The sequence below is a fragment of the Listeria fleischmannii subsp. fleischmannii LU2006-1 genome (assembly GCF_000344175.1).
In the GTDB taxonomy this organism is placed as follows: Bacteria; Bacillota; Bacilli; order Lactobacillales; family Listeriaceae; genus Listeria; species Listeria fleischmannii.
Genome location: NZ_ALWW01000004.1, coordinates 32099 through 55930, shown reverse-complemented (window position 1 = coordinate 55930; position 23832 = coordinate 32099). Strand labels below are relative to the sequence as shown.

Genomic DNA, 23832 nt, shown 5'->3' with positions numbered 1-23832 from the left:
CTGAAATAATTATTGAAACGAAGCTTCTAAACGATAGATTGGAAAGCCTTTTTGAGAAAATTTTTCCTCGTACTCGGTCATCACATTCCCTTCCATTTCATCCTCATGCAAATTCAGGGATACCTCTTTTAAATTCAAACCATACGCAGAAAAAGCAACAAGCGAATATTCAAACAAACCTCGATTATCCGTCTTAAAGTGGATTTCTCCTTTTTCGCCTAAAAGCGTGTGATAGAGATCTAAAAATTGCGGACTAGTAAGACGTCTTTTAGTATGGCGCTTTTTAGGCCAAGGGTCAGAAAAGTTTAAATAAATCCGTCCCACTTCAGCTGGCTCAAAATAGTCGAGCAAATTTGCTCCGTCCACACTTAGTAAACGAGCGTTTGAAACGCCTGCCTGTAAGACTTTATCAAGCGCCACAACAAGAACACTTTCTACAACTTCAATACCTATGTAATTAACATCTGGATGTTGTTTCGCCATTCCACTAATGAACTGACCTTTCCCAGAACCTATCTCAATATGAATAGGATTATCATTTCCAAAAACGTTTGACCAATGCCCTTTAAAATCTTCCGGATTATTGACGCAAACTTCTGGATGACTTAGTAATTTTTCTTTTGCCCACGGCTTATGTTTTACACGCATGAATCTATTTACACCTCATTATCATCTAAAATCACTTTTAATAGCTGACAAGCCTTTTTACGTTCTTGTAGCGGCGTATCTTCTGCATAAATACGCGTTAATGTTTGACAAATTCCGTACCATTTTAATTTCTGATGTAGCGAAATTGAATAAGCTTCTCCGTACTCATTTAACCATCTCTCCCACTCATCTCGCGGAATATACTGATAAAGGAGAATCGATAAATCTAATGTATGATCAGCAAGCATAGCCGAATCCCAATCAACTAAATAAAGCTCATCTTGCTGTGAGACCATCCAGTTATTATGATTCATGTCACCGTGGCAAACCACATGTTCAAACGACAAAATCTGATTCTTATATTCCTCTAAATAAAGGAAAGCTTCGGCTTCTGTTTCGCCAAATTCATCTTCATATAAACGTAAATTGTGAAGTAATTTCTCTGCGGAAAAAGTACTGTTTTCAATTTTTTGAAGCATTTGTTGAAGCGGCTTCGAGCGATGAATTTTACTTAAAAGCTTGGCAACACGCGCGTTTGACATTTCGCGAGCATTTAAAATGTGCGCATCTACCCATTTTTGAGCCGTAATAACATCCCCATTTTCAACCCGTCTTGTCCAAACTAGTTTAGGTACAATATTCTCAGCTGAGAGCGCAGCTAAAAAAGGCGAAGAATTCCTCTTTAAAAAGAATTTTTCGTCTTCCCTTGTGGCAATAAATGCCTGCCCTGTTTCCCCACCAGCAGAACTTATTTCATATTCAGTCCCCAAAAAATATTCTTTCATCACGAAACACACCTTTTTTAGTAAATGATTTTATCACTTACAAAACAATTCTCTAAACAAAATCGTGTCACTAAAATTGATTGTACTTCTCAAGAGGAATGAAGTCAAGTCAACATATGTTCGGCCTTTTAAATTTCCAATAAAAAAAGTGCCTACATAGTTTGTAGACACTTAGTAAAATTAATCTTTATGCACAACGGGATTTAGTCCTGAGGGATTTTTTCGAATAAATAATGTTAATACACAAGCAATAACACTCGAAATAGCCGCAATCAGGAAGGCTGTTTCAATCCCATGTATTAAGACATGATTCGCAATTTGTTCTTTTGATTTCCCTACCACATCACTTGCTCCAAGCGATTTAGCAAAACTAGCAGCACTTTTTGACATTACGGTAATAAGGGCGGCTGTTCCAATAGAACCGGCCACTTGGCGCATCGTATTAAACATGGCCGAACCGTGAGCCGCCATTTCAAGCGGAAGTGCATTTAATGCTGCCGTTTGAAGTGGCATCATAACCATTGCCATTCCTCCAGCGCGAATCGTTTGAATAATAATGATATACGTAAGTGTCGTATTTTCATCCAAACTGGAGAACATAAAGGTTGTAACAGTCATAATAATAAGACCGATTAAAGATAAATATTTTGCCCCAAAACGATCAAACATGACACCAGTTACAGGCGATAGAATGGCCGTGACGAGTGCACCAGGAAGTAACACAAGTCCAGAGTCGAGCGGCGAAAAGCCGCGTACATTTTGTAAAAAAATAGGTAGTAAGAGCATCCCACCAAATAAACCCATGAAAACAAAAAAGCTTATAATGGTTGTTAGTGTAAACGTTGGATTTTTAAATACTTTAAAATTAAGTAGTGGCGTTTTCGCACGACCTTGATACCAAATAAAGAGTGTGAGAACAATCATACCTATTAAAATAAATCCAGCTACCTTAAATGTAAGCCAGTCATGATCCCCGGCGTTACTAAATCCTAGAAGTAAGCTACCAAATCCAACAGTAGACATAATCACACCTAGAATATCCAATTTAGGGAAGGTTCGTTTCCCAACATTTTTAAGCAAGAAGATTGCTACAATAATATCGACCACCGCGAAAGGAATGATGATGAAAAATAAATCGCGCCATGCATATTCTTGTACAATCCATCCTGATAGCGTTGGTCCAATCGCTGGTGCAAAGTTCATCGCAAGCCCAATTAGCCCCATCGCCCGTCCCCGTCTTTCAATCGGGAATAAATTAAGCACAACCACGGTCATAAGTGGCATAACTACTCCGGCACCGACGGCTTGAACCATTCGTCCAGCAATAAGCATCGTATAGTTTTGTGCAAAACCTCCGATAGCTGTTCCAATTGCAAAAGTAATCATCGCAAATAAATAGAGCTGGCGTGTTGTAAAACGTTCAATTAAAAACGCTGTGGTTGGAATCATAACACCATTTACTAACATAAATCCAGTAGACAACCACTGCCCCTGACTTGCTGTAATATCAAAATCACGCATAATACTAGGTAATGCGACATTCATTAAAGTTTGATTTAAAATGGTCACAAATGCGCCCATTAGCATCACAATTAAAATACCATTTCGTTTGACTGAAGTCGTTTCTCCCTGTCCGTTCATTCTTTTATCCCTCTCTCTAAAATTCTAATCAATTGTTGATGTATTTCAAGCATTTCTAAAAGATCCTTTTCTCCAATTTCTAGAATCGGTTCAAGTCGTTTAAAAAACACATCATAAGTTAAAGTCGCCTTTTCTTCACCTGATTCCGTTAATTCTAAATTAAGTGCTCGGCGATTATACTCAACTCGACTGCGCTTTAAAAACCCCGCCTTCACTAGCCGGTCCACAATACCAGAAGTGGTACTTTTACTGAGCTTCATTCTGTCCGCTAGCTCAAAAAGCGTTAAATGAGGCTCTCTTTTTAAAGTGCTGAGCGCGAGTAGTTGAGTAGTTGTAATATCTTGTTTACTTGCCTCTTCTGCTAAATATTGATGCATTTTTCTCGATACTTCTCGAAAAGACAAAATCACTTCCCTCACAAGATTCTCGTTCACGAATCTTCCCCCTTTTCGGATTGTTTGCATCAGAATAATTCGTATGCGAACAATTAGCAAAATGAATTATACGCCTTAATTTTCGGATGGTCAAGCCCAAAATCGGCCTCATTTTTTATAGAAAACGCTAACAATCTAGTGTTTACAGTCATCTTTGTCCATATATAAATTTTTACATATAAAAAAACAGAGGTAGACACCTCTGCTTTCTATTTGATATTTTCTTTTACAAGCGGCCCACAAGCAGCAACAATCTCTTCTTCAAATAAGCGATGTAGCAAAGCTGTCACTGGTCCGCGTTTGCCGTCTCCAATAATCGTCTCATTAATCTTTGTAATAGGAGTGACTTCAAGCGTTGTACTAGATATAAATACTTCATCCGCTGTTAAAAGTTCATCTACCGTGAAATCTCTTTCTACAACAGGAATCTTCCCTTCTTCAGCAACTTTTAAAATAACCTGTCTTGTTATACCGTTCAAAATTAAGTTATCAGCGGCATGGGTAATTAATTTACCGTCTTTTATAATCGAAACATTCGAGGCTGAGCATTCTGTTACCATATCGCCACGGTGCAAAATCGCTTCTAAAGCCCCTTTCTGATGAGCTTTATTTTTAGCTAAAATATTGCCTAGTAAACTAATACTTTTAATATCACATCGTAACCAACGTACATCTTCCTCTGTAATTGCCGTTCCCCCGACCACAAATTGGTTTTCATTACGCGGAACTTCTCTAGCCGCTGCTGTCAGAACACCTTCAAGTGGAAACTCGTCTGGAATAATATGATTACGTGGTTGTTGAACGCCTCTTGTTACTTGTAAGTATATATTTCCTGTCGAAATCCCATTTTCCTCTGCAAGTTTTAAAAGGGATTTATATAATACTTCTTTTGAGTAAGGAATGACTAAATCTATTTTTGCTGCACTCGCATATAAACGATCAATATGTTCCTCTGCTGTGAAAAATTTCCCGTTGTACATCCGTACGACTTCATAAACACCATCACCAAATTGATAGCCTCTGTCTTCGATATCTACAAACGCTTCTTCTCGTTCTACAATTTTGTCACCAACTAAAACTTTCAAAAAATCACTCCTCATTTTAAAATTTCTAAAAATTCGGTTCTTAACTTTCAAATAAAAGCTGCCACGAAACTAACGTAGCAGCTAGAATTTTTTCAATTATACTCCTTATTTTGCTAATTTGTAAAGAGCTTCTGCGTAGATAGCAGATGCTTTTAATAAATCATCAAAATAACTGAACTCATCTTTTTGGTGCATCGTGTCTTCGCGACCCGGGAACATCGCACCAAAAGCAACACCTGTTTCTAAGTGACGCGCATACGTTCCCCCGCCGATTGCAAGAAGAGTCGCTTCTTCACCAGTTTGGTTCGTGTACACTTCTTGTAAGGTTTGAATAAGAGGGTGATCTTGTGGAACGAAAAGTGGTTTTGAATCATCATAATGCGTATAACGACCATTATATTCAAAAACAACTGTTTCCATTTTTGTTTTTAACCGGTCCATATTAGCCGTTACTGGATAGCGGAAGTTAAGGCCGTAACGCCCACCTTCTTCTATACTATAGCGAATAATACCGACATTCATGGTTAAATCGCCGCTTTCTTTATCTTCATAGTTAATGCCAAGTTTGACTGCGCGAGAATCATTGTACAAATAGTCCCGACCAAATGTCACAAAGTCATTTGCAGTACCAGTTAATTCAAATTTCCCTAAGAAGGAAACCAAATGAAGCCCCGCATTTACACCGTTATTAGGTTCCATTGCATGTGCAGATTTACCTACAACAGAAAGTGTAATCGAATTATTTTTCACTTCAAAATCGCCTGTTACATCATGGCTAGCGACAAAGTTTTGAAATTCTTGTTTAAATAAATCAATATCCTTCACTTCTTCTAAAACGGCACTTGCCTTGTCAGGTACCATATTGTATCGCGCGCCTGATTCGAAGCTAACCAATTGGAAAGCTTGATAACTATCCGATTTGCTGTCTTTAAACGAAACGTCTAGTTCGGAAATCCCTTTTTCAGCATGAATGATTGGAAATTCAGCATCCGGAACGAAGGCAACAGTTGGTTGTTCTTCTGTTTCAAAATAGCGCTCCACGCAGCTCATACCGCTTTCTTCATCAGAACCAACGATAATACGAATTCGTTTTGAAATAGGCAAGTCTAGTTCTTTTAGAATTTTAAGCGCGTAGTAGCCGGCAATCGTTGGGCCCTTGTCATCGGCAACACCGCGAGCATATAGTTTGCCGTCTTTTAATACAGGGTCAAATGGTCCGTTTGTCCACCCATCACCTACTGGTACAACATCCACATGTCCTAAAACGCCAACAAGCTCATCGCCAGCTCCGTATTCAATATGGCCTGCCACATTGCCTACTTCTTTTGTTTTAAAGCCGTCTTTTTCCCCTAGTTCAAGCATATAGTCTAATGCTTTTTTCACATCAGGACCAAACGGGGCATCATCTGTTGCTTTCGAATCGTCACGTACGCTTGGAATGCGAAGTAACCCTTCCAAATCTTTTAAGAAAGCATCTCTTCTGCTTTCTACTTCTTTTTGCCAATTAATTTCCGTCATTTTCTTCATTCCTTCCAAAATAAACTCTGCACTACCATTGTAAACCCTTTTTCCTATGGTGGAAAGTAGAAACCTAATTTTCCTAAAAATATTAGGGCATAATTCCTTTTATCGCGTCAAAATCCCAGCGCATCATGCGCGAACCATACACGACATCTAAAACCTCTATACCCTCTTTTGAAAGTGGCAACCATTTATAATCAGTGTGCTCTTTTGAAAGCTTTATTTCGCCTTTTGCTGGCATTTCTACCAAATAAAAAACGCCTGTCATTTGATACTCCTCATGAAAAAACTCCCAAGTGTCGTATAAAATAAAAGGTTGTACCTCTAAACTAGTTTCTTCATATACTTCCCGAAATAAGCATTCTCCGTGAGTTTCCCCGTAGTTCATTTTTCCTCCAGGTAAATCATATACCTCGTCCGTTTGTTCCGTTCTTTTTAAGGCTAAAAACATCCCATCATGAACAATAACCGCTTTCACAGCTGGAATAACTGGTTTCATTTTACAAACACCCCTACTCTTCGATAAAATTAGAAATAGATTATCCGCCATCTATTTTATCGTGATTGGCGAATAAAATCCAATTAAAAAAAAGGCTGTGACGAAATGAAGAAAATAACCCCTAAAGCCGTTTGTAGTTTTATTCCAAAACGCGAAGATGAAGGTTATAAAAATCAGTACGGAAAAGTCCTCATTATTGCTGGAAATGAAATGTACGGAGGTGCAGCCATTTTAGCAGCTGAAGGTTCTGTTTATAGTGGCGCCGGATTAACAACGCTTGCTTCTCATCATGTTAATCGCACAAGCTTACATAGTCGCTTGCCTGAATGTATGTTTATTGATTATGCCAATCGAAATCAACTTAAAACGCTTTTTGCAAGCTTTGATACCATTTTAATTGGTCCAGGACTCGGCTTAGACGAGGAGGCACATAGTCTATTAGAACTTACCTTGCAAAATGTGGCACAACACCAAAATCTCATTATTGACGGGGATGGCATCACCTTATACGCAAAAGGCGACCTGCAAAAGCCTTCTTGTCACCTTTATTTCACCCCTCATGCGGGCGAATTTGAGCGCTTAAAAAAACTTGCACCTGATTATGCATCTATGGAAGAAATTCAAAGAACGCTTGATGCGACCATTGTACTGAAAGGGCATCGCACCAAAGTGATAACAAATGCGGATAGTTGGCAAAATATTTACGGCTCTCCTGCTATGGCGACTGGAGGCATGGGTGATATGCTTGCAGGAATCATAGCCGGTTTGATGAAACAAACGACAAATCCTTTGCATGGCGTTTTGGCCGGCGTTTTTTTCCATAGTTATATTGGCGATATTTTAGCGAAAAAGAAATTTATTGTGCTTCCTACTGAAATTTCTGCGGCGCTTCCTACATATTTGAAAATTTTTAGCGAGATGCAAGAGGACTAAATGAGTGAAACGGAGGAAGAAAATGGAGCGAATTACGATTTTAGGGCCCTCGGGTTCAGGGAAATCTACATTAGCCAGAGAACTCGGCCATATTTTAAAAGTGCCTGTTGTGCATCTGGATACACTTTTTTTCAAGCCAAACTGGGAAGAAATCCCTAAGCTTGAACTTTTAAAGAAAGTGGAAAATATTATTTCAACGGAAGAAAATTGGATTATCGAAGGAAATTATACGATTACGTGGGACGCACGATTTCAACATTCCACTTCTATTTTATTTTTAGACTATCCGAGGCGAATCTATTTTTGGCGTGTCATAAAACGGCTCGTCATGTACCGTGGAAAAACGCGTCCCGATGCTGCTGTTGGTTGTGTTGAAAAATTGGATTTTGAATTTTTAAAGTTTGTTTGGTCCTATCCGAAAAGACGTGAAGAGACAATTTCACGTCTTGAAAACGAACAGGGAAATATTCTTATTTTTAAATCACCTAAGGAAACGGCTAAGTTTATCCAACAATTAAAATAAACGTCTTGCAATTTGCAAGACGTTTATTTCATTATTTAATTCCTAATTTTTGTCGTAATCTCATACCTCTTGGTCCAAATAGTTTATCTGAAAGGTGCAGTTTAAATGATAGATACGCATAAACAACACCGCCGACGCCACCACAAATAATGACTAAGATAGTTGCACTTAGTTTATGATCCGGGCTTAAGACGAAGGAAAGCGGATAATAAACGGCTAGAACAGCAATGGACATAATAAAGGTTAAAAAGATAAAGAGCACGACGCGCCGGAAAACAAGTCCAAACGAAAAACGGACATATTTCTTTATGATGTATAACATAAATAAACAAGACACTGCATAGCCAATCCCTGTTGCTAAAATAGAACCTTTTGCTTCAAAAAGCATGATAAGCGGCATTTGTAAGACGGACTTAGCGAGTAAACCTAAAAGCAATCCTAAAACTGTAAAACGCTGCTCATCAATTCCTTGTAGCACGGCTGCTGTTACGCCAAACAAAGAGAATAAAACAGCTATTGGCGAAAAGAATTGTAAAAGATCTGTCCCAACATCATTTGCCGTAAAGAAGACTGTAAATAGTGGTCTTGCTAGTAAAGCAATTCCAATACATGCAGGAATCGTTAGAAAAAGTAAAATTTGAAAGACGTCATTTAATTGACGTTTAACCTGTTCTTTTTCATTTCGAACATAAGCGGCTGTTACAAGTGGTACAAGCGCCATAGAAAAAGCGATGGCAAGTGTTCCAGGAATCATAATTAATTTTTGTACGTCAAAATTTATAATAGCCACATATTCCTTCACTTGATTGGCCGTCACACCAATATATTGCAATACTCGGCCGAGAGTAAATTGATCGACTAACTGGTACAGGGAAGTGGCCGAACCAACGATAATAAAAGGAATTGCTGATAAAATAATTTGTTTATATAGCGTTGGAATAGAAACTTTAAGTTCATTTCGGCTCTCGACTAGCATACGATCAAGGCCTGGTTTACGTTTAAAGTAATACCATAATAAAAGGGCCAAGCTTGCTAACGCGCCAACAAAAGCAGAAAATGTTGCCATACTAATCGCCGTTACAGTACTACCATCTAATACATAAAGAACGACAAAAGTACTCACCAGTAAGAAAACAATTCGTACAAGTTGTTCAATTACCTGTGATACAGCAGATGGTCCCATTGAATTATAACCCTGGAAAAAACCGCGAAGTAGACTCATAATGGGGATAATAAGTAGTGCGAAACTCACTGCTCGAATAACTTGCACGCCGTCTTGTAAGCTATAACCGCCGTCCAGCTGTTGTAAACCAGCAAGAAACGGTGCCAAAGAATACATAGCAAGAAAACATATAATCCCTGAGGCAATCATTAAATAAATCCCTGTCCGGAATAAGCGGCGACCAATTTCATATTCTTCCATAGCATTATATTTCGCTATGTATTTTGCAACAGCAAGTGGAATTCCCGCAGTTGCTACACTTAAAAAGAGCTGATATGGAACGTAACCAAAGTTATAGAGTAGCATTGGATCGTCGCCTCCGACAATCGCATAAAAAGGTATAACATATAAAATCCCGAGCACTTTGGAAAGTAGCGTCCCAAGTGTCAGGATAAACGTTCCTCTGAGCAGTTTTGACCCCATCTTTTAACTTCCTTTACTAAAAATTAAAATAATCTCTTGTTTACTTTACCATTTTATTCACTAAAAAAAAAAGAACAAACTAAAAAAGAAATGAACTGACCACTTCTTCTATCAAACATTTTATCGTTAGAAAAAATAGCTTTTTTATTATACTCTCTTTTTTAAAAGTTTTCTAAGACTATCTTCACTTTCTCATAACTCTATCTCCTCCCTCCTTTTACAGGTGATAACATCAAAAAACAAGATTGAAAGGATTCTTTCAATCTTGTTTTTTGTATCATCATTTAATTTCTCTTTTTCCCACCAAGTAAAACAGCTAGGATGAGGAAAATATACGGATGCGTAAATAAAAAAACTTCTTTAATCGAAATGGCACCAAAAACGAGTGTAGTTGTGTCAGATAAAAAGGCCGTTTCTAGTTCATAAATAAATAAAAAAAGTAAGGAAAGAAAGGTTAAACCAATAAAAATCTTTCCCATATAATTGAATGTATACCTTGATAATACTTGAAATAGCGCGACGAAAAAAACGGCAATGATAATAAGGACATAGAGGGTCATATACATGGGTTCGTGAACAATTGGAATTGGATTCATAAGTTGCCTCCTCTTGATGAAGTATTAAAAAACTATTAAATTTTAATTTAGCATAGCTCCTAAAAAAACACAATTAAATCGATGATTTCCGAAGAAGCACATAAAAAAAAGCGTGTAAATTCTCTAAAACTTACACACTTCCTTCTATCATTTCATTTCCTCTCCTTTTTTTACCGAATAAAGCGCAATACCAGTCAGTAAAATAAGCATAAGCGAAATGAGTAAACTTCCTAAATTAAATCCACTACCTATAATGCCAAACAAAATAGAAACTACCATAAAAATGATATAGCTCACATAAACAAGTGCTCCAACTTGCAAACCATTTTTAAGCCGCTTAAATGCAACGAAAAAAAGAATTGTAAAAATCACAAAAAAGATAGCGTTAATAGATGTATTCAGTAAGGCTCTTCGAATAATAGCATCTGTCAAATTTAACTTGTCTTGATCAGGAATCGTTAAGGCAACTGTAATCACCCCTATTACGGCTAGGAGCGCTTGTAAAAGCGACACAAATGCAATAATGAGCGTTATTGACTTAGCTTGTTTTAGATACATATTTTGCATAAGAACACCCCACTTTCCCCCTGACTGTACCATACAAAATGAACCCCCGTCAAACTAAGCACGTACCTTCACTTCTCTTATGCTTGTTAAAAATTTGGCCAGTTCCGCCTCCTTCCGTTCATGTAACAACTGTACAATTTTGCTCCCAATTATAACCCCATCACAAACCTGCATAAATTGTTCCACATGTTTGACCTCAGAAACGCCAAATCCTGCTAAAACAGGGATATCCGTTTGCGATTTAATTTGTTGTAAGTAGGGACCAACATTTTCATCAAACGTATGTCTTGTTCCAGTCGTACCATTTACTGTCACTGCATAAATAAAACCTTCTGCTTTATTTACAATTTTTTCAATTCTCTCTTTAGAACTAGTTAAAGAAATTAAAGGAACGAGTGCAATATCTGCTTTTTCCAGATAAGGCGTAAGTAGAGCTTGATGCTCATAAGGTAGGTCAGGGATAATCAGGCCTCCTACCGTCGTGTTTTTTAACTCGTCAATAAAGGCTTCAATACCAATTTGAAATACGGGATTAAAATAGGTCATTAAAACGAGCGGCACGTTAGATGTGATTGTTTGGAGCGTCTTGATAATTTTTCGCAAACTAACTTCGGCATTTAGTGCGCGTAAGCCGGCTTTTTGAATGACTGGTCCGTCTGCTACTGGGTCGGAAAAAGGGACACCAATTTCGATGGCAGATACTCCGTTTTTTTCCAAAAAAGAAATGGTTTCACCGAGCGTTTCAAGTCCCCCGTCACCAGCCATAATGTAAGGCACTATGATGGGCTCCGCTTGTGCACGTTTAGATTTTAAAACCTGTGTTAATGTTTTCATCATGCATCCCCCTTTAGTCTTTTCTGCATTTGATCCACATCTTTATCTCCGCGTCCTGATAAACAAACGATGATGCTTTCCTCTTTAGGACGTGTGGCTGCATATTTTATCGCATAACTAATGGCATGTGAACTTTCAAGTGCCGGGATAATCCCTTCTTTTTGGGAAAGCAGTTTGAAAGCACTAATAGCCTCATCGTCTGTGACAGATGTATATGTTGCGCGTCCGAGCTCATGAAAATGGGAATGCTCTGGACCAATTCCCGGATAATCCAGTCCAGCTGAAACGGAAAAGGCTTCTAAAATTTGACCATCCGCGTCTTGCAGGACATCCATCATGGCTCCGTGTAGCACCCCTTTTTTACCATTTGTAATAGAAGCAGCTTGTTTATCCGTATTAAGTCCAAGACCTGCCGCTTCAACACCAATCATATCGACCGACTCATCATTTACAAAAGGATAAAATAGTCCCATCGCATTACTTCCTCCACCTATACAGGCAATAACAGCATCTGGTAATTTCCCTTCCATTTCTAAATGCTGAGCGCGTGCTTCTTTTCCGATTACACTTTGAAAATCGCGGACAATTTGCGGAAACGGATGTGGACCTAAAACAGAACCCATGATATAGTGCGTATCTAAAATATGTTCCACCCAGTATCGAAGCGTTTCATTCACAGCATCTTTTAACGTTCTGCTCCCGGAAGTCACACTTACAACTTTAGCTCCTAAAAGCTCCATCCGAAAAACATTTAGCGCCTGCCTTTTAATATCTTCCTCCCCCATAAAAATGGTACATTCCATATTAAATAGCGCAGCAACAGTAGCCGTAGCGACACCGTGCTGACCCGCACCCGTCTCCGCCACTACTTTTTTCTTCCCCATCGCCTTTGCAAGTAGCGCCTGACCAATGGTATTGTTGATTTTATGCGCACCTGTATGATTTAAATCTTCTCGCTTTAAGTAGATTTTCGCCCCTTGTGCATATTCTGTTAACTTTTCGGCAAAATAAAGCGGCGTTTCGCGTCCCACGTATTGTTTTAAATAGCCTTTTAATTCTTCTTGAAAACTTTTAGTTTGTGACAGCTTTTGATACGCTTCTTCCAGTTCTAAAACCGCACGCATTAGCGATTCTGGTACAAAACGGCCGCCGTAATTTCCGTAAAATCCTTGCTCATTGGGTGCTTGATAGGTCATGTTTATCCGCTCCTTTTGCGTTCTTTATAAATGTTTTTATTTTGCTTGTATCTTTTATGCCATCCGTCTCCACACCAGAAGAAACATCCACACCAAATGGTTTGAAAATTTGAATGGCTTCTGTGACGTTTTGCGGGTCGAGCCCGCCTGCTATCATTAAGCGGCTCTTGGGTAAATCTGAAAGTTGCAATTTTTCCCAATCAAAGGACTCTCCTGAACCGCCTTCAAATTCTTTTGGAGGGGCATCTAGCAAAATCAGGCAGTCTTTATAGGCACTAATGTCCCCGTTTATTTCGCCATCTTGTACTTTAAATGCCTTAATTGCCGGCCCGACTTGTTGCACAAATTCTGCGGATTCCTGGCCATGTAACTGGATATAATCGAGCGGCACTGTCTTTTTATAAAATAAAACCTCTTCCAGTGTTGGATTCACAAAAACCCCCACTTTTAGACAATCGCCTGGTATTTCCTTTGCCATTTCATGCGCTTGTTCGGCGGTCACTTGCCGCTTACTTTTTGCAAAAACAAAGCCAACCATATCAGCACCTGCTGCAGCTGCAAATTTGGCGTCTTTAACCGTTTTAAGTCCACAAATTTTCACTTTCATCTGACAACACGCAACCTTTCAGCGGCCGCTTTAGGATCATCTTCACGCATTAAGGCTTCCCCAACAAGCACTGCTCGATATTTTTCTTTAATACGATTAACATCTTCAGCTGTCCGAAAACCCGATTCGCTAATATAATAAGCAGATTGATTAACCATTTGACGTGCAAGCGCTTCGCTTACGGCAATATCAACTTCAAACGTCTTTAAATTGCGATTATTCACCCCAATTAATATAGCGCCAATACGTTCCGCGATTTTTAGTTCCTCCGCATTATGAACTTCTACAAGAGGAAGTAAGCCAATTTCAGTTGCGCGTTTGTACAATGCTTTTAATGTAGCCGTATCTAACGCGGCCACAATAAGCAAAATGGCCGATGCGCCGTTATTCCGAGCACGAATAAGTTGTTTTTCACTAATAATAAAATCTTTACATAGAACCGGAACCGAAACGGCTTCTGCCACCTGCTTTAAATCTTCCATAGAACCTTTAAAAAACATTTCATCGGTTAGAACTGAAATAAGTCCGGCTCCCGCTCTTTCATATGCCTTCGCTTGTTCGACTGGATCGACGGTGGCATTAATGATACCTTTAGATGGCGATGCACGTTTCACCTCCGCAATCAACTGAACGCGGCCTGGATTTTCTGCTAAAAAATCGATAAAACTCGGTCGTTCAATTTGTGGCTTTAAAATTTGTTTTTTCATTTCAGCTACTTCATTTTGTTTTTGCATCAAAATTTCTTCTAAAAAACTTGTCATCCTACTAATACCTCCTGTTGTGCGGCTAACAATTCCGCGAGCTTTTGTTTGGCTTCACCACTTGCCACAATTTTCCTAGCCATTAAAACACCTTCTTCTATAGTAGAAACTTTTCCATATGCAAAAAATCCAAGTCCTGCATTGAGTAATACGGTATCAAGATAGGCGCCTTTTTCATTGTTTAAAACACGCTTTAGAATAAGGCTATTTTCTCTAGCATTTCCTCCTTGAATTTTTTCTTTACTTGTCCGTTTTAATCCCACATCCTCAGGCGAAAAAGTTAGTTCTTTTACTTCACCTTCTGCATATAAGGCGATATGATTTTCCCCAAGAAGAGTGGCTTCATCCATGTATCCTGCTCCATTTACAACAACCGCGCGTTCTCTGCCGAGTTTTCCGAGTGCACGAGCTGTTTCTTGTAACAAATCTCGTCTGTAGATTCCCATAAGCTGAGCTTTTAATGGTAATGGATTTGTCATGGGGCCGATTAAATTAAAAATGGTAGGCGTTTGAAGTGTTTTACGAACATTCATAACATACTTCATGTTGGGATGAACATGTGGCGCGAATAAAAAGGCGATGCCAACATTTTCGAGTAAATAGGCCATTTCATCTGGGCGAAGCGTCATTTCAATTCCAAGTTCACGACAAACATCCGCACTGCCTGATCGGCTTGAGACACTTCGATTTCCATGTTTGGCCATTTTAATCCCACCCGCCGCTAAAACAAAAGCGCTTGTTGTACTAATATTGAATGTATTTGACTTATCTCCACCCGTTCCGCAGTTGTCCATCGCATCGGTTTTGTCATAAGGGATTTTTAACGCGACATTTTGCATGATACGTGCGAGTGCTGACATTTCTTCTAAAGTTTCGCCTTTTAATTTCAACGCCATTAAAATCGCCGTAATTTCTATTTCTGAAAGTTCGCCGCAAAACATTTGATTGGCAATCATAGTCATTTCCATTTCAGATAAATTCTGTTTCATAAATAACTTTTGAATTTCTTGTCCCATTACGCTTCCACCTTTCTTTTTGTTATTTCAACAAAATTCCTAATAATCAGTTTCCCGTAAGGTGTACCTATCGATTCTGGATGAAACTGTAATCCATAAATTGGCTTATCTACGACTTTCATAGCCATCATTTCCTGGTCATCTGTGGCCTGGCCTAAAGACTGAAGTTGTTTATTTAAGCTTGTTTTCTCCACAATAAGAGAATGGTAGCGCATAATTTCAAAAGTTTCTGGTAAGCCTTGAAATAATTCCGACTCTTGTCGCTTCATGAGAGAGATTTTGCCATGTCGAATTTCATTTGCTTGTGCCACATTTGCCCCAAAAACTTCACCAATCGCTTGATGACCTAGACAAATCCCTAAAATTGGTTTTTTCCCCGAAAAGCTTTGAATAAGTGTTTCTATTTGCCCTGCCTCTTTAGGTCTTCCGGGGCCAGGTGATAAGACAATCCCGCTTGCCGCCTCCGCTCGCTCAACTAAGTCCAGAGCATCGTTCCGAATCACGTCAACTTCCGCAAACTCATTTATAAATTGCGCCAGATTGTACGTAAAGGAGTCATAATTATCAACTAAAAGAATCATTTTGCCACCTCCAAGAGTGCCTTTGCTTTTTGAAGCGTCTCTAAATATTCGTTTTCTGGATTGGAGTCATAAACGATTCCAGCCCCAGCTTGTACATACACATGATCTTGATGAATCACGGCCATCCGAATTGCTAGAGCAAAATCAGCATTCCCTCGTTTGGTTAAATATCCTACTGCCCCGCCGTAAGGACCACGTTTGATATCCTCCCATTCATAAAGCCGCTGCATCGCGCGAATTTTAGGTGCTCCACTTACCGTTCCTGCCGGTAGCACCGATTTTAACGCATCCATCGCATTCCGCTTTTCAAGGAGCTTCCCTTCCACAACCGAAACAATATGCATCACAAAGCGGTATCGCTCAATGGTTAAATAAATCGGAACAGTAACAGAACCCACTTCACTCACTCTCCCAATATCATTTCTTCCTAAGTCTACTAACATCCGGTGCTCCGCAAGCTCTTTTTCATCTTTAAGTAACTCTTCAGACAGTTTTTGATCTTCTTCTTTTGTCTCACCGCGCTTTCTTGTTCCGGCAATAGGGTTAGTACGAACAACACTTCCGTTCACGCTCACAAGACTTTCAGGCGAAGAACCAATCAGCTTTGTTTCCCCAAAATCAATAAAAAACAAATATGGGGATGGATTCAGTAAACGCAATTTCCGGTAAAAAGAAAAAGCATCTCCCTTAAATTCAGCGTCTAGCCGCTGGGATAAAACAACCTGAAAAAAATCTCCCGCCTCGATGTACGCTTTTGCACCCTCTACTTTTTTGATAAAGGCCTCCTTCGTAAGTTGGCTCTTAAAAGTTAATTCCGGCAATTTAGCCAAACGAGCCTCTCCTTCTTTTGGGGTGAAAATTTCATGTTCCAAATTATCCAGTGCCGCCTTAAGTTCTTCCTCACCACGCTTTGAATACGCATTATCCTCAACGAGTGTTACACGTTCAAATTTATGGTCAAAAATAACAAAAGAATCATATAAAAAGAAATGAGCATCCGGTAACTCTAAATCATCTGTTTTTGCCTCACCAATTTTTTCATAAAGACGAACCATGTCATAACCAACATATCCAATGGCCCCAGCCTCAAAAGGAAAAGGGGTAGCTTCTTTTTCTAAACTAACAATTTGTTCATAAAGTTTGTTTAACGGATCTGCTTCTATCGTTTCAACACCATCAAAAATAAATTTCTGCCCTACAATTTGAATTTCATGTACAGGGTTAAAAGCGATAATAGAATATCTGCCTGAATCACTATCTTTCGCTGTCCCTTCAAGCAAACTTTTATGTTTACCAGTTAATCGATTATAAATAAGTGGAATGGTTAAAGTATCAGCTTCAATTGTTTTTTGCATTGTTATCTCTCCTTTTTAAAAATAAAAAAGCCCTCTAAAAGGCAAATGCCTTTTAGAGGGCGAACGTGTCGCGGTACCACCTCTAGTTTAAGAATGATTTCTTAATCTCTTGTTTCTAACGGTAACAAACCGTCAATCCCTACTCATTTTCAAGATTGAACGCGCAAGGCCCATTCCTTTATTTTTCCAGACAAGCTTCCACCAACCGCTTGCTCTCTATACTTTCCAAATAAAGTACTCTTCTTGCTTAATGCTTTTTCTTTTTTTTAAAACGAAAAGGGCCTTCCGTCCATGTCTAATTACTAGACAAGGACGGAAGACCCGTGGTGCCACCTTGATTAACTTAAAAATTTAAGTTCACTTTATTCCATCTGCTAAACGCTAAATGGTGCCTTGTATAACGATAAGGCTTAGTCGCTGAATCCTACTAAGTTTCCCGTTCAGTTCAGAGCTAGAAAGTCCATTCACACTGATTGTTGTTACTGACTCGCACCATCCGTCAGCTCTCTTGAAACAATTTTTCAGGCTACTTACTCTTTCATTCACGCTTTTCATTTTAAGATGTTCTTATCTTACCAAAATCACTTTATAAATGCAAGCTAATTCACCTTTTCTGTATCAAAAGAATCAGATGCCATTTTAAAAAATAGGATGTAAGACTTAATTTTAATATTTTGTGAATCTTTTCACGTGAAACTATTTACAAACTTTTTTTCCTGATGTATACTTACAGTGTAATCAAGGCAAACCTGAAAAATTGATGCAGTCGACAGTCAATTTTTTTTAAGCCGGTAGGGACGTTTCCAGTCTTTGATGGACGAAAATCGTCCCTCACAATTTTAGGAGGTTGTAACAATGGCAATTAAAGAAGAAGCTACTCGCGAAGTTTTAGAAGTACAAAAGGTAATTGATAAGTTAGCAAACAATGGTGAACAAGCTTTAAAAGCATTTGAAAATTATGACCAAGAACAAATTGACACGATTGTACATGCAATGGCACTTGCTGGACTTGATCAACATATGCCACTCGCTAAAATGGCAGTCGAAGAAACTGGCCGAGGCTTATATGAAGATAAATGTATTAAAAATATTTTCGCAACTGAATATATTTGGAATAATATAAAAACGAATAAAACAGTGGGCATTATAAACGAAGATAAACAAACAGGCGTCATTGAAATTGCTGAACCTGTTGGTGTTGTAGCAGGTGTAACACCAGTTACTAACCCTACATCAACTACATTATTTAAAGCCATTATCGCAATTAAAACGCGTAACCCGATTATTTTCGCTTTCCATCCAAGCGCTCAAAAATGTTCAGCTGAAGCGGCACGAATCGTCTATGAAGCAGCCGTAAAAGCTGGTGCACCTGAACATTGTGTGCAGTGGATTGAAAAACCATCTCTTGAAGCTACAAAACAATTAATGAACCATGATAAAGTAGCTTTAGTACTTGCTACTGGTGGTGCCGGAATGGTGAAATCCGCTTACTCTACTGGAAAACCTGCACTTGGGGTTGGACCTGGTAACGTCCCTGCTTATATTGATAAAACAGCTAAAATTAAACGCTCTGTAAATGACATTATTTTATCTAAATCTTTTGACCAAGGTATGATTTGTGCTTCTGAACAAGCTGTCATTGTGGATAAAGAAATCGCAAAAGAAGTAAAAGACGAATTCACAGCAAACGATTGCTATTTTGTAAAGGGCGCTGAATTTAAAAAACTTGAAAGTTATGTCATTCATCCTGAAAAAGGTACTTTAAATCCTGATGTTGTTGGTAAATCCCCTGCTTGGATTGCAGAACAAGCTGGCTTTAAAGTTCCAGAAACAACTAAAATTTTAATAGCTGAAATTAAAGGTGTGGGTGATAAATATCCACTTTCTCATGAAAAATTAAGTCCTGTTCTTGCTTTCATTGAAGCGAAGAATCAAGAAGAAGCATTTGATCGTGCAGAAGAAATGCTTGAATACGGTGGTTTAGGGCACTCTGCTGTCATTCATTCAACGGATAAAGAAGTACAAAAACAATTTGGTATTCGTATGAAAGCTTGTCGTATTATTGTTAATGCACCTTCCGCTCAAGGTGGAATCGGAGATATTTATAATGGCTTCATCCCTTCCCTAACACTTGGATGTGGTTCTTATGGTAAAAACTCTGTTTCACAAAACGTTAGTGCCACTAACCTCTTGAATGTGAAACGTATCGCAGATCGGAGAAATAATATGCAATGGTTTAAATTACCACCAAAAGTATTCTTTGAAAAATATTCCACACAATACTTGCAAAAAATGGAAGGTATAAATCGCGTATTTATTGTAACTGACCCAGGAATGGTACAGTTTAAATATGTGGACGTTGTAATCGATCACTTAAAACGTCGCTCAAACGATGTGGACTTCCAAGTATTTGCTGATGTTGAACCAGATCCGTCTGATGTGACCGTTTATAAAGGTGCAGAACTTATGAAAGACTTTAAACCAGATTGCATTATCGCACTAGGTGGTGGATCTGCAATGGATGCAGCGAAAGGTATGTGGTTATTCTACGAACATCCTGAAGCTTCATTCTTTGGATTAAAACAAAAATTCTTAGATATTCGCAAACGTACGTTTAAATATCCAAAACTTGGTGAAAAAGCTAAATTTGTTGCCATCCCTACTACAAGTGGTACAGGATCTGAAGTTACTCCTTTCGCGGTTATTACTGATAAAGAAAATAACATCAAATACCCGCTTGCTGATTATGAACTAACACCTGATGTTGCGATTGTAGATGCACAATATGTTACAACAGTTCCAGCACATATTACAGCAGACACTGGTATGGATGTGTTAACACATGCGATTGAGTCTTACGTTTCAGTAATGGCGAGTGATTATACACGTGGCCTTTCTATCCAAGCAATTGAACTCGTGTTTGCAAACTTACGCGATTCGGTTCTAAAAGGTGATGAAGATGCTCGCGAAAAAATGCATAATGCTTCTGCTCTTGCAGGTATGGCATTTGCCAACGCATTCTTAGGTATTAATCACAGTCTCGCACATAAGATTGGACCGGAATTCCATATTCCACATGGTCGTGCGAATGCTATCTTAATGCCTCACGTTATCCGCTATAATGCACTTAAACCAAGAAAACATGCTTTATTCCCTAGATATGAAAGCTTTACTGCTGACGAAGATTATGCACGTATTGCACGTATTCTTGGCTTAAAAGCAAATACTGCAGAAGAAGGTGTCGCTTCCCTAGTAGATGCTATTATCAAACTAGGTAAAGACATTGGAATTGACATGAGTCTGAAAGGACAAAACGTTGATAAGAAACAATTTGATACTGTTGTTGATACACTAGCTGACCGTGCATTTATGGATCAATGTACGACAGCAAATCCAAAACAACCTCTTGTAAGCGAGTTAAAACAAATTTATGTTGATGCTTACAAAGGCGTTTAATGAGCTCAACCACATTTATATATAAGAGCTAGATGAGTAGCGTAGATTGTTTTCTTCATTCCCTAGAAAATCAATCTCCAAAATGACAAAATCCCGTATGAGTATGCCAAGCTTATACGGGATTTGTTGTTTATACATCCTTAGACCTACGTATAACCAAACTATAGATTCATGTAAATATTTTACATTTCTAGTATACTAAGGATATTCTAAAAAGGAAGTGATAAAATGCCTGAAACGGTTTTGCAACTTGAAAATGTTTCAAAAAAAATCGGCAAAAAAGAAATCATACATAATATAAGTTTTGAAATACAAAAAGGAGAAATTTTTGGTTTACTTGGCCCAAATGGTGCTGGTAAAACAACTATTATCCGTTCGATTGTTGGGTTAATTTCAAAAACAAACGGGAAAGTTTCCATCTGCGGCGTTAATCTGGATGACGATTTTAAAGATGCAATTCAAAATGTTGGTGCCATCATTGAAAATCCTGAATTTTACATGTATATGTCCGGATGGAAAAATTTAAAGCAATTTGCAAAAATGAACCGAAAAAACATCTCAGATGAGCAAATCAAACAAATTGTTGAAAAAGTGAAAATGACTCATGCTATTCATAATAAAGTCAAAACCTATTCGCTCGGTATGCGTCAACGTCTAGGTGTTGCACAAGCATTAATTCATCAACCTGCCCTACTGATTTTAGATGAACCTACAAATGGTCTTGACCCGCAAGGAATGGCCGAATTTCGTATGTTAATTAAAGAACTCGCGACAAACGGAACCTCCGTTTTAATTTCAAGTCATCTTTTATCCGAAATTCAGCAAATAACCGATCGTTTTGCTATTATCGACAAAGGGCATCTCACTCATATTGAAAAAATGAGTGATTTGACAGAAGAAAAGATTTTAAAAGTGACACTTGAAGTTTCTGATGGTGAAAGTGCTCGACTGATTTTAGATACACTTGACCTTGAAATCGTAGAACAAAATGGCAACCTTTTTGTGTTAAATGTCACGCGTGAAGTTCTTCCAGAAATTAGTCGTGCTCTTGTTCGAGCTAATGTGGATATTTTTGAACTATCAAAAATTCACTTCTCGTTAGAAGATCGTTTCTTAGCTCTAACAAACGGAGGTGAATTATAATGCATTTAATACAAAATGAATTTCAAAAACTTTTCCTCAAAAAATCAAGCTGGATTATGCAACTTATCCTCATTGTCATGGTCTTTTTAATGACGATGTTAATGCTTATGATTTCAAGAGTGGATGGGATAGCAGAAAAACCACAGCCACAAGGTGTCACGACTTATCTTAATGCAGAAGGACAACAAATTTCAAAAGACGATTACTTAACTGCTCAAAGTGAGAAAAAAGCAGAAGGTTATTCTGAAAAAGTTCTCTCGCCTAAAGATTCTGTGACAGCCTTAAAAGCAGCCAAAGAAAATGCACCCAAAACGGAGCAAGATTCTATTCAAAAACAAATTGATTATTATCAAGTTTATGCAGATAAAGGGAAAACACCGATGACCTCTTCTAGTTCTATGTCTGGCCCCGAATTTTTTGCGAGTCTTGGAACCGTACAGATGATTGCAAGTATTTTAGTCGCCGTTGTAGCGAGTGTGATAGTCGCATCTGAATTTTCAGGTGGAACGATTAAATTACTATTAGCAAGGCCTTATTCAAGAAGTCAAATTTTGGCATCTAAGTTTTTCGTCGTACTGCTCTATGCAGTCATTACAAGCATCGTGCTTTTAATATCAGCCTTTCTATTCTCCCTATTGTTATCAGGCGGTAATTATTTATTACCTGTCTCACAAGACTTAGGCGCAATGAATGCCGTTCAAGCGGCACTTTTACTTCTTGGTTCTAATTTCATCTTAATGACCGTTTATGCAAGTATTGCCTTTCTATTTTCATCTGTTGTCCGCTCACAAGCACTAGCTGTTGGTGTAAGTTTAGGTGTTCTATTCTCCGGAAGTGTTCTTACAGCTCTTCTCCCTATTGCCATTGCGAAATATGACTGGATGAAATGGATTTTGTTTAATCTTCTAAACTTAAACAGTGCTGTTTCAGGGCAACCCATTGCTGGTGGACTTGCTGTTTGGCAAATCATCGCAGGGCTTTTCGTCTATATTATTATCTTTCTTGGACTCAGCTTCTTTATCTTCAAAAAGAGAGATGTGGCGCTTAGCTAAATTAATAGTTTAAAAATGTAAAGCAGGAGTCTAATCGCAAATTTTTAAATAGTGATTAGATTCCTGCTTATTTTAATGCCCTTTTTTATAAAATGAGCACGTTTTGACATGATCATTTAAAACACCAATTGCCTGCAAATAAGAATACACAATGACAGGCCCCACAAATTTAAAACCTCTTTTTTTCATATCTTTACTTACACGTTCAGATAGTTCATCTTTACTAGGCATCTCGCTATCCTCTTTTAATTGATGATCAATCACTAACTCATCTGTAAAATGCCACATATAATTTGCAAACGAACCAAATTCTTCCTGTACTTTTTGAACAGCAATTGCATTTGTTCGAACTGCCTTCACTTTTGCTTTATTTCGTATAATCGCTCCATTTGAAATAATTTCTTCTAGCTCTTCATCCGTCAGATTCGCACATGCTGAAATATCAAACTGAAAAAAAGCATCACGATATCCCGCACGCTTATGTAAAATAGTTCGCCAAGATAAACCAGCTTGCGCCCCTTCTAAATTTAAAAGTTCAAACAAATACGTATCATCGTAACTCGGTTGACACCACTCCTCATCATGATAAGCCATCATCACCGCATCACCATTCGCCCAGTTGCAACGCGTCACTTCTTCCATACCATAAACAGCCCCCTTCCTATCCCAAAATATATTGCACACATAAAAACGCACCACAAAAAAACGCAATAAAAGCAAAATTAAAATGTTTAGCCCGCCACTCAAAAAGCCCAAAAGCAAGACAAACAGCCGTAAAAACCACAAGAACAATCGGTGGCAAAGAAAGTTTATAACCACTTATAACTGTTACTAAACTAAGCAAAGAACTAATCATAATCACACTAATTAATAAAGTTGTTTTTCGCATCTCATTTTCCTTTCTCACATTATTATAGAACATTAGTTCGTGTTTTGCAACTAAAAAAAGGGCTG

The 23832-nt window shown here is 38.3% G+C and carries 24 protein-coding genes and 2 other annotated features; of the genes, 5 read left to right on the top strand and 19 right to left on the bottom strand.

What is annotated here, in order from left to right; genetic code table 11:
• Positions 1-9: 9 nt before the first annotated feature.
• From trmB to LFLEISCH_RS02285, 7 genes are all read right to left on the bottom strand, one after another.
• Positions 10-648: a tRNA (guanosine(46)-N7)-methyltransferase TrmB gene (gene trmB, locus LFLEISCH_RS02315; RefSeq protein ID WP_007472638.1), complete on the bottom strand. Its 639-nt coding sequence runs from the start codon at positions 646-648 to the stop codon at positions 10-12.
• 8 nt (positions 649-656) lie between these two features.
• The gene (locus LFLEISCH_RS02310) at positions 657-1433 is read right to left on the bottom strand and encodes a phosphotransferase family protein (RefSeq protein WP_007472635.1); all 777 of its coding nucleotides are present in this window, start codon (positions 1431-1433) and stop codon (positions 657-659) included.
• Between the two features lie 180 nt (positions 1434-1613).
• The gene (gene mdrM, locus LFLEISCH_RS02305; RefSeq protein WP_007472634.1) at positions 1614-3074 is read right to left on the bottom strand and encodes a multidrug efflux MFS transporter MdrM; all 1461 of its coding nucleotides are present in this window, start codon (positions 3072-3074) and stop codon (positions 1614-1616) included.
• The gene (locus LFLEISCH_RS02300; protein WP_007472633.1) at positions 3071-3508 is read right to left on the bottom strand and encodes a MarR family winged helix-turn-helix transcriptional regulator; all 438 of its coding nucleotides are present in this window, start codon (positions 3506-3508) and stop codon (positions 3071-3073) included. The genes mdrM and LFLEISCH_RS02300 overlap by 4 nt, the downstream gene beginning before the upstream one ends.
• A 209-nt stretch (positions 3509-3717) precedes the next feature.
• Positions 3718-4593, bottom strand: coding sequence for a D-amino-acid transaminase (dat, locus tag LFLEISCH_RS02295; protein WP_007472632.1), 876 nt, complete (start codon positions 4591-4593; stop codon positions 3718-3720).
• A 105-nt stretch (positions 4594-4698) separates the two neighbouring features.
• On the bottom strand, positions 4699-6111 hold the full coding sequence (gene pepV / locus LFLEISCH_RS02290) for a dipeptidase PepV (protein WP_007472631.1): 1413 nt from the start codon (positions 6109-6111) through the stop codon (positions 4699-4701).
• A gap of 91 nt (positions 6112-6202) precedes the next feature.
• Positions 6203-6613: an NUDIX hydrolase gene (locus LFLEISCH_RS02285; protein ID WP_007472630.1), complete on the bottom strand. Its 411-nt coding sequence runs from the start codon at positions 6611-6613 to the stop codon at positions 6203-6205.
• Between the two features lie 105 nt (positions 6614-6718).
• Here LFLEISCH_RS02285 and LFLEISCH_RS02280 point away from each other — a divergent pair, with 105 nt between their 5' ends.
• Positions 6719-7546, top strand: a complete 828-nt coding sequence (locus tag LFLEISCH_RS02280; RefSeq protein WP_007472628.1) for an NAD(P)H-hydrate dehydratase — start codon at positions 6719-6721, stop codon at positions 7544-7546.
• A gap of 22 nt (positions 7547-7568) precedes the next feature.
• Positions 7569-8069, top strand: coding sequence for a P-loop NTPase family protein (locus tag LFLEISCH_RS02275; protein WP_007472627.1), 501 nt, complete (start codon positions 7569-7571; stop codon positions 8067-8069).
• A gap of 31 nt (positions 8070-8100) precedes the next feature.
• On the opposite strand, the gene LFLEISCH_RS02270 is transcribed toward LFLEISCH_RS02275, so the two are convergent.
• From LFLEISCH_RS02270 to trpE, 10 genes are all read right to left on the bottom strand, one after another.
• The gene (locus LFLEISCH_RS02270; RefSeq protein ID WP_007472626.1) at positions 8101-9714 is read right to left on the bottom strand and encodes a putative polysaccharide biosynthesis protein; all 1614 of its coding nucleotides are present in this window, start codon (positions 9712-9714) and stop codon (positions 8101-8103) included.
• A 284-nt stretch (positions 9715-9998) separates the two neighbouring features.
• Positions 9999-10310 carry a hypothetical protein gene (locus LFLEISCH_RS02265; protein ID WP_007472625.1) on the bottom strand — a complete coding sequence of 104 codons (312 nt, stop codon included), beginning with the start codon at positions 10308-10310 and terminating at the stop codon, positions 9999-10001.
• 147 nt (positions 10311-10457) lie between these two features.
• Positions 10458-10910: a hypothetical protein gene (locus LFLEISCH_RS02260; RefSeq protein WP_007472624.1), complete on the bottom strand. Its 453-nt coding sequence runs from the start codon at positions 10908-10910 to the stop codon at positions 10458-10460.
• Between the two features lie 21 nt (positions 10911-10931).
• Positions 10932-11714 (bottom strand): tryptophan synthase subunit alpha, encoded by a 783-nt coding sequence (trpA, locus tag LFLEISCH_RS02255; RefSeq protein ID WP_174269987.1) that lies wholly within the window; start codon positions 11712-11714, stop codon positions 10932-10934.
• Entirely contained in the window at positions 11711-12907 is a 1197-nt protein-coding gene (gene trpB, locus LFLEISCH_RS02250) for a tryptophan synthase subunit beta (RefSeq protein WP_007472622.1), read from the bottom strand. Before trpB ends, trpA begins: the two co-directional genes overlap by 4 nt.
• Entirely contained in the window at positions 12885-13514 is a 630-nt protein-coding gene (locus LFLEISCH_RS02245) for a phosphoribosylanthranilate isomerase (RefSeq protein ID WP_007472620.1), read from the bottom strand. Before LFLEISCH_RS02245 ends, trpB begins: the two co-directional genes overlap by 23 nt.
• Entirely contained in the window at positions 13511-14275 is a 765-nt protein-coding gene (gene trpC / locus LFLEISCH_RS02240; RefSeq protein ID WP_007472618.1) for an indole-3-glycerol phosphate synthase TrpC, read from the bottom strand. Before trpC ends, LFLEISCH_RS02245 begins: the two co-directional genes overlap by 4 nt.
• Positions 14272-15291 (bottom strand): anthranilate phosphoribosyltransferase, encoded by a 1020-nt coding sequence (gene trpD / locus LFLEISCH_RS02235; protein ID WP_007472617.1) that lies wholly within the window; start codon positions 15289-15291, stop codon positions 14272-14274. The genes trpC and trpD overlap by 4 nt, the downstream gene beginning before the upstream one ends.
• The gene (locus LFLEISCH_RS02230) at positions 15291-15872 is read right to left on the bottom strand and encodes an anthranilate synthase component II (RefSeq protein WP_007472616.1); all 582 of its coding nucleotides are present in this window, start codon (positions 15870-15872) and stop codon (positions 15291-15293) included. The genes trpD and LFLEISCH_RS02230 overlap by 1 nt, the downstream gene beginning before the upstream one ends.
• Positions 15869-17233 (bottom strand): anthranilate synthase component I, encoded by a 1365-nt coding sequence (gene trpE / locus LFLEISCH_RS02225; RefSeq protein ID WP_223196433.1) that lies wholly within the window; start codon positions 17231-17233, stop codon positions 15869-15871. Before trpE ends, LFLEISCH_RS02230 begins: the two co-directional genes overlap by 4 nt.
• A gap of 46 nt (positions 17234-17279) precedes the next feature.
• Positions 17280-17487, bottom strand: a binding site (T-box leader).
• Between the two features lie 45 nt (positions 17488-17532).
• Positions 17533-17781, bottom strand: a binding site (T-box leader).
• A 301-nt stretch (positions 17782-18082) separates the two neighbouring features.
• Here trpE and adhE point away from each other — a divergent pair.
• The 3 genes from adhE to LFLEISCH_RS02210 all read left to right on the top strand — a co-directional run bounded on the left by adhE (position 18083) and on the right by LFLEISCH_RS02210 (position 22878).
• On the top strand, positions 18083-20683 hold the full coding sequence (gene adhE / locus LFLEISCH_RS02220) for a bifunctional acetaldehyde-CoA/alcohol dehydrogenase (protein WP_007472614.1): 2601 nt from the start codon (positions 18083-18085) through the stop codon (positions 20681-20683).
• 228 nt (positions 20684-20911) lie between these two features.
• Positions 20912-21826 (top strand): ABC transporter ATP-binding protein, encoded by a 915-nt coding sequence (locus LFLEISCH_RS02215; RefSeq protein ID WP_007472612.1) that lies wholly within the window; start codon positions 20912-20914, stop codon positions 21824-21826.
• A complete protein-coding gene (locus tag LFLEISCH_RS02210) occupies positions 21823-22878 on the top strand; it encodes an ABC transporter permease (RefSeq protein ID WP_223196432.1) in 1056 nt (351 codons plus the stop codon). The genes LFLEISCH_RS02215 and LFLEISCH_RS02210 overlap by 4 nt, the downstream gene beginning before the upstream one ends.
• A 72-nt stretch (positions 22879-22950) precedes the next feature.
• Here the strand turns inward: LFLEISCH_RS02210 and LFLEISCH_RS02205 are convergent, their stop codons facing one another.
• Both LFLEISCH_RS02205 and LFLEISCH_RS02200 read right to left on the bottom strand, forming a co-directional pair.
• Positions 22951-23520 carry a DNA-3-methyladenine glycosylase I gene (locus LFLEISCH_RS02205; RefSeq protein ID WP_007472609.1) on the bottom strand — a complete coding sequence of 190 codons (570 nt, stop codon included), beginning with the start codon at positions 23518-23520 and terminating at the stop codon, positions 22951-22953.
• Positions 23521-23539: 19 nt separating this feature from the next.
• Positions 23540-23767 carry a hypothetical protein gene (locus tag LFLEISCH_RS02200; RefSeq protein WP_223196420.1) on the bottom strand — a complete coding sequence of 76 codons (228 nt, stop codon included), beginning with the start codon at positions 23765-23767 and terminating at the stop codon, positions 23540-23542.
• Positions 23768-23832 lie beyond the last annotated feature (65 nt).

What these genes read in the sequence shown, in the direction of transcription:
- trpD (WP_007472617.1), bottom strand. Translation starts at nt 15,291, where the DNA reads ATGGGACAAGAAATTCAAAAGTTATTTATGAAACAGAATTTATCTGAA.
- LFLEISCH_RS02230 (WP_007472616.1), bottom strand. Translation starts at nt 15,872, where the DNA reads ATGATTCTTTTAGTTGATAATTATGACTCCTTTACGTACAATCTGGCG.
- trmB (WP_007472638.1), bottom strand. Translation starts at nt 648, where the DNA reads ATGCGTGTAAAACATAAGCCGTGGGCAAAAGAAAAATTACTAAGTCAT.
- LFLEISCH_RS02280 (WP_007472628.1), top strand. Translation starts at nt 6,719, where the DNA reads ATGAAGAAAATAACCCCTAAAGCCGTTTGTAGTTTTATTCCAAAACGC.
- adhE (WP_007472614.1), top strand. Translation starts at nt 18,083, where the DNA reads ATGGCAATTAAAGAAGAAGCTACTCGCGAAGTTTTAGAAGTACAAAAG.
- trpB (WP_007472622.1), bottom strand. Translation starts at nt 12,907, where the DNA reads ATGACCTATCAAGCACCCAATGAGCAAGGATTTTACGGAAATTACGGC.
- LFLEISCH_RS02260 (WP_007472624.1), bottom strand. Translation starts at nt 10,910, where the DNA reads ATGGTACAGTCAGGGGGAAAGTGGGGTGTTCTTATGCAAAATATGTAT.
- LFLEISCH_RS02285 (WP_007472630.1), bottom strand. Translation starts at nt 6,613, where the DNA reads ATGAAACCAGTTATTCCAGCTGTGAAAGCGGTTATTGTTCATGATGGG.
- LFLEISCH_RS02275 (WP_007472627.1), top strand. Translation starts at nt 7,569, where the DNA reads ATGGAGCGAATTACGATTTTAGGGCCCTCGGGTTCAGGGAAATCTACA.
- LFLEISCH_RS02205 (WP_007472609.1), bottom strand. Translation starts at nt 23,520, where the DNA reads ATGGAAGAAGTGACGCGTTGCAACTGGGCGAATGGTGATGCGGTGATG.
- pepV (WP_007472631.1), bottom strand. Translation starts at nt 6,111, where the DNA reads ATGACGGAAATTAATTGGCAAAAAGAAGTAGAAAGCAGAAGAGATGCT.
- LFLEISCH_RS02215 (WP_007472612.1), top strand. Translation starts at nt 20,912, where the DNA reads ATGCCTGAAACGGTTTTGCAACTTGAAAATGTTTCAAAAAAAATCGGC.
- mdrM (WP_007472634.1), bottom strand. Translation starts at nt 3,074, where the DNA reads ATGAACGGACAGGGAGAAACGACTTCAGTCAAACGAAATGGTATTTTA.
- LFLEISCH_RS02265 (WP_007472625.1), bottom strand. Translation starts at nt 10,310, where the DNA reads ATGAATCCAATTCCAATTGTTCACGAACCCATGTATATGACCCTCTAT.
- LFLEISCH_RS02245 (WP_007472620.1), bottom strand. Translation starts at nt 13,514, where the DNA reads ATGAAAGTGAAAATTTGTGGACTTAAAACGGTTAAAGACGCCAAATTT.
- LFLEISCH_RS02270 (WP_007472626.1), bottom strand. Translation starts at nt 9,714, where the DNA reads ATGGGGTCAAAACTGCTCAGAGGAACGTTTATCCTGACACTTGGGACG.
- trpA (WP_174269987.1), bottom strand. Translation starts at nt 11,714, where the DNA reads ATGATGAAAACATTAACACAGGTTTTAAAATCTAAACGTGCACAAGCG.
- LFLEISCH_RS02200 (WP_223196420.1), bottom strand. Translation starts at nt 23,767, where the DNA reads ATGCGAAAAACAACTTTATTAATTAGTGTGATTATGATTAGTTCTTTG.
- LFLEISCH_RS02310 (WP_007472635.1), bottom strand. Translation starts at nt 1,433, where the DNA reads ATGAAAGAATATTTTTTGGGGACTGAATATGAAATAAGTTCTGCTGGT.
- trpC (WP_007472618.1), bottom strand. Translation starts at nt 14,275, where the DNA reads ATGACAAGTTTTTTAGAAGAAATTTTGATGCAAAAACAAAATGAAGTA.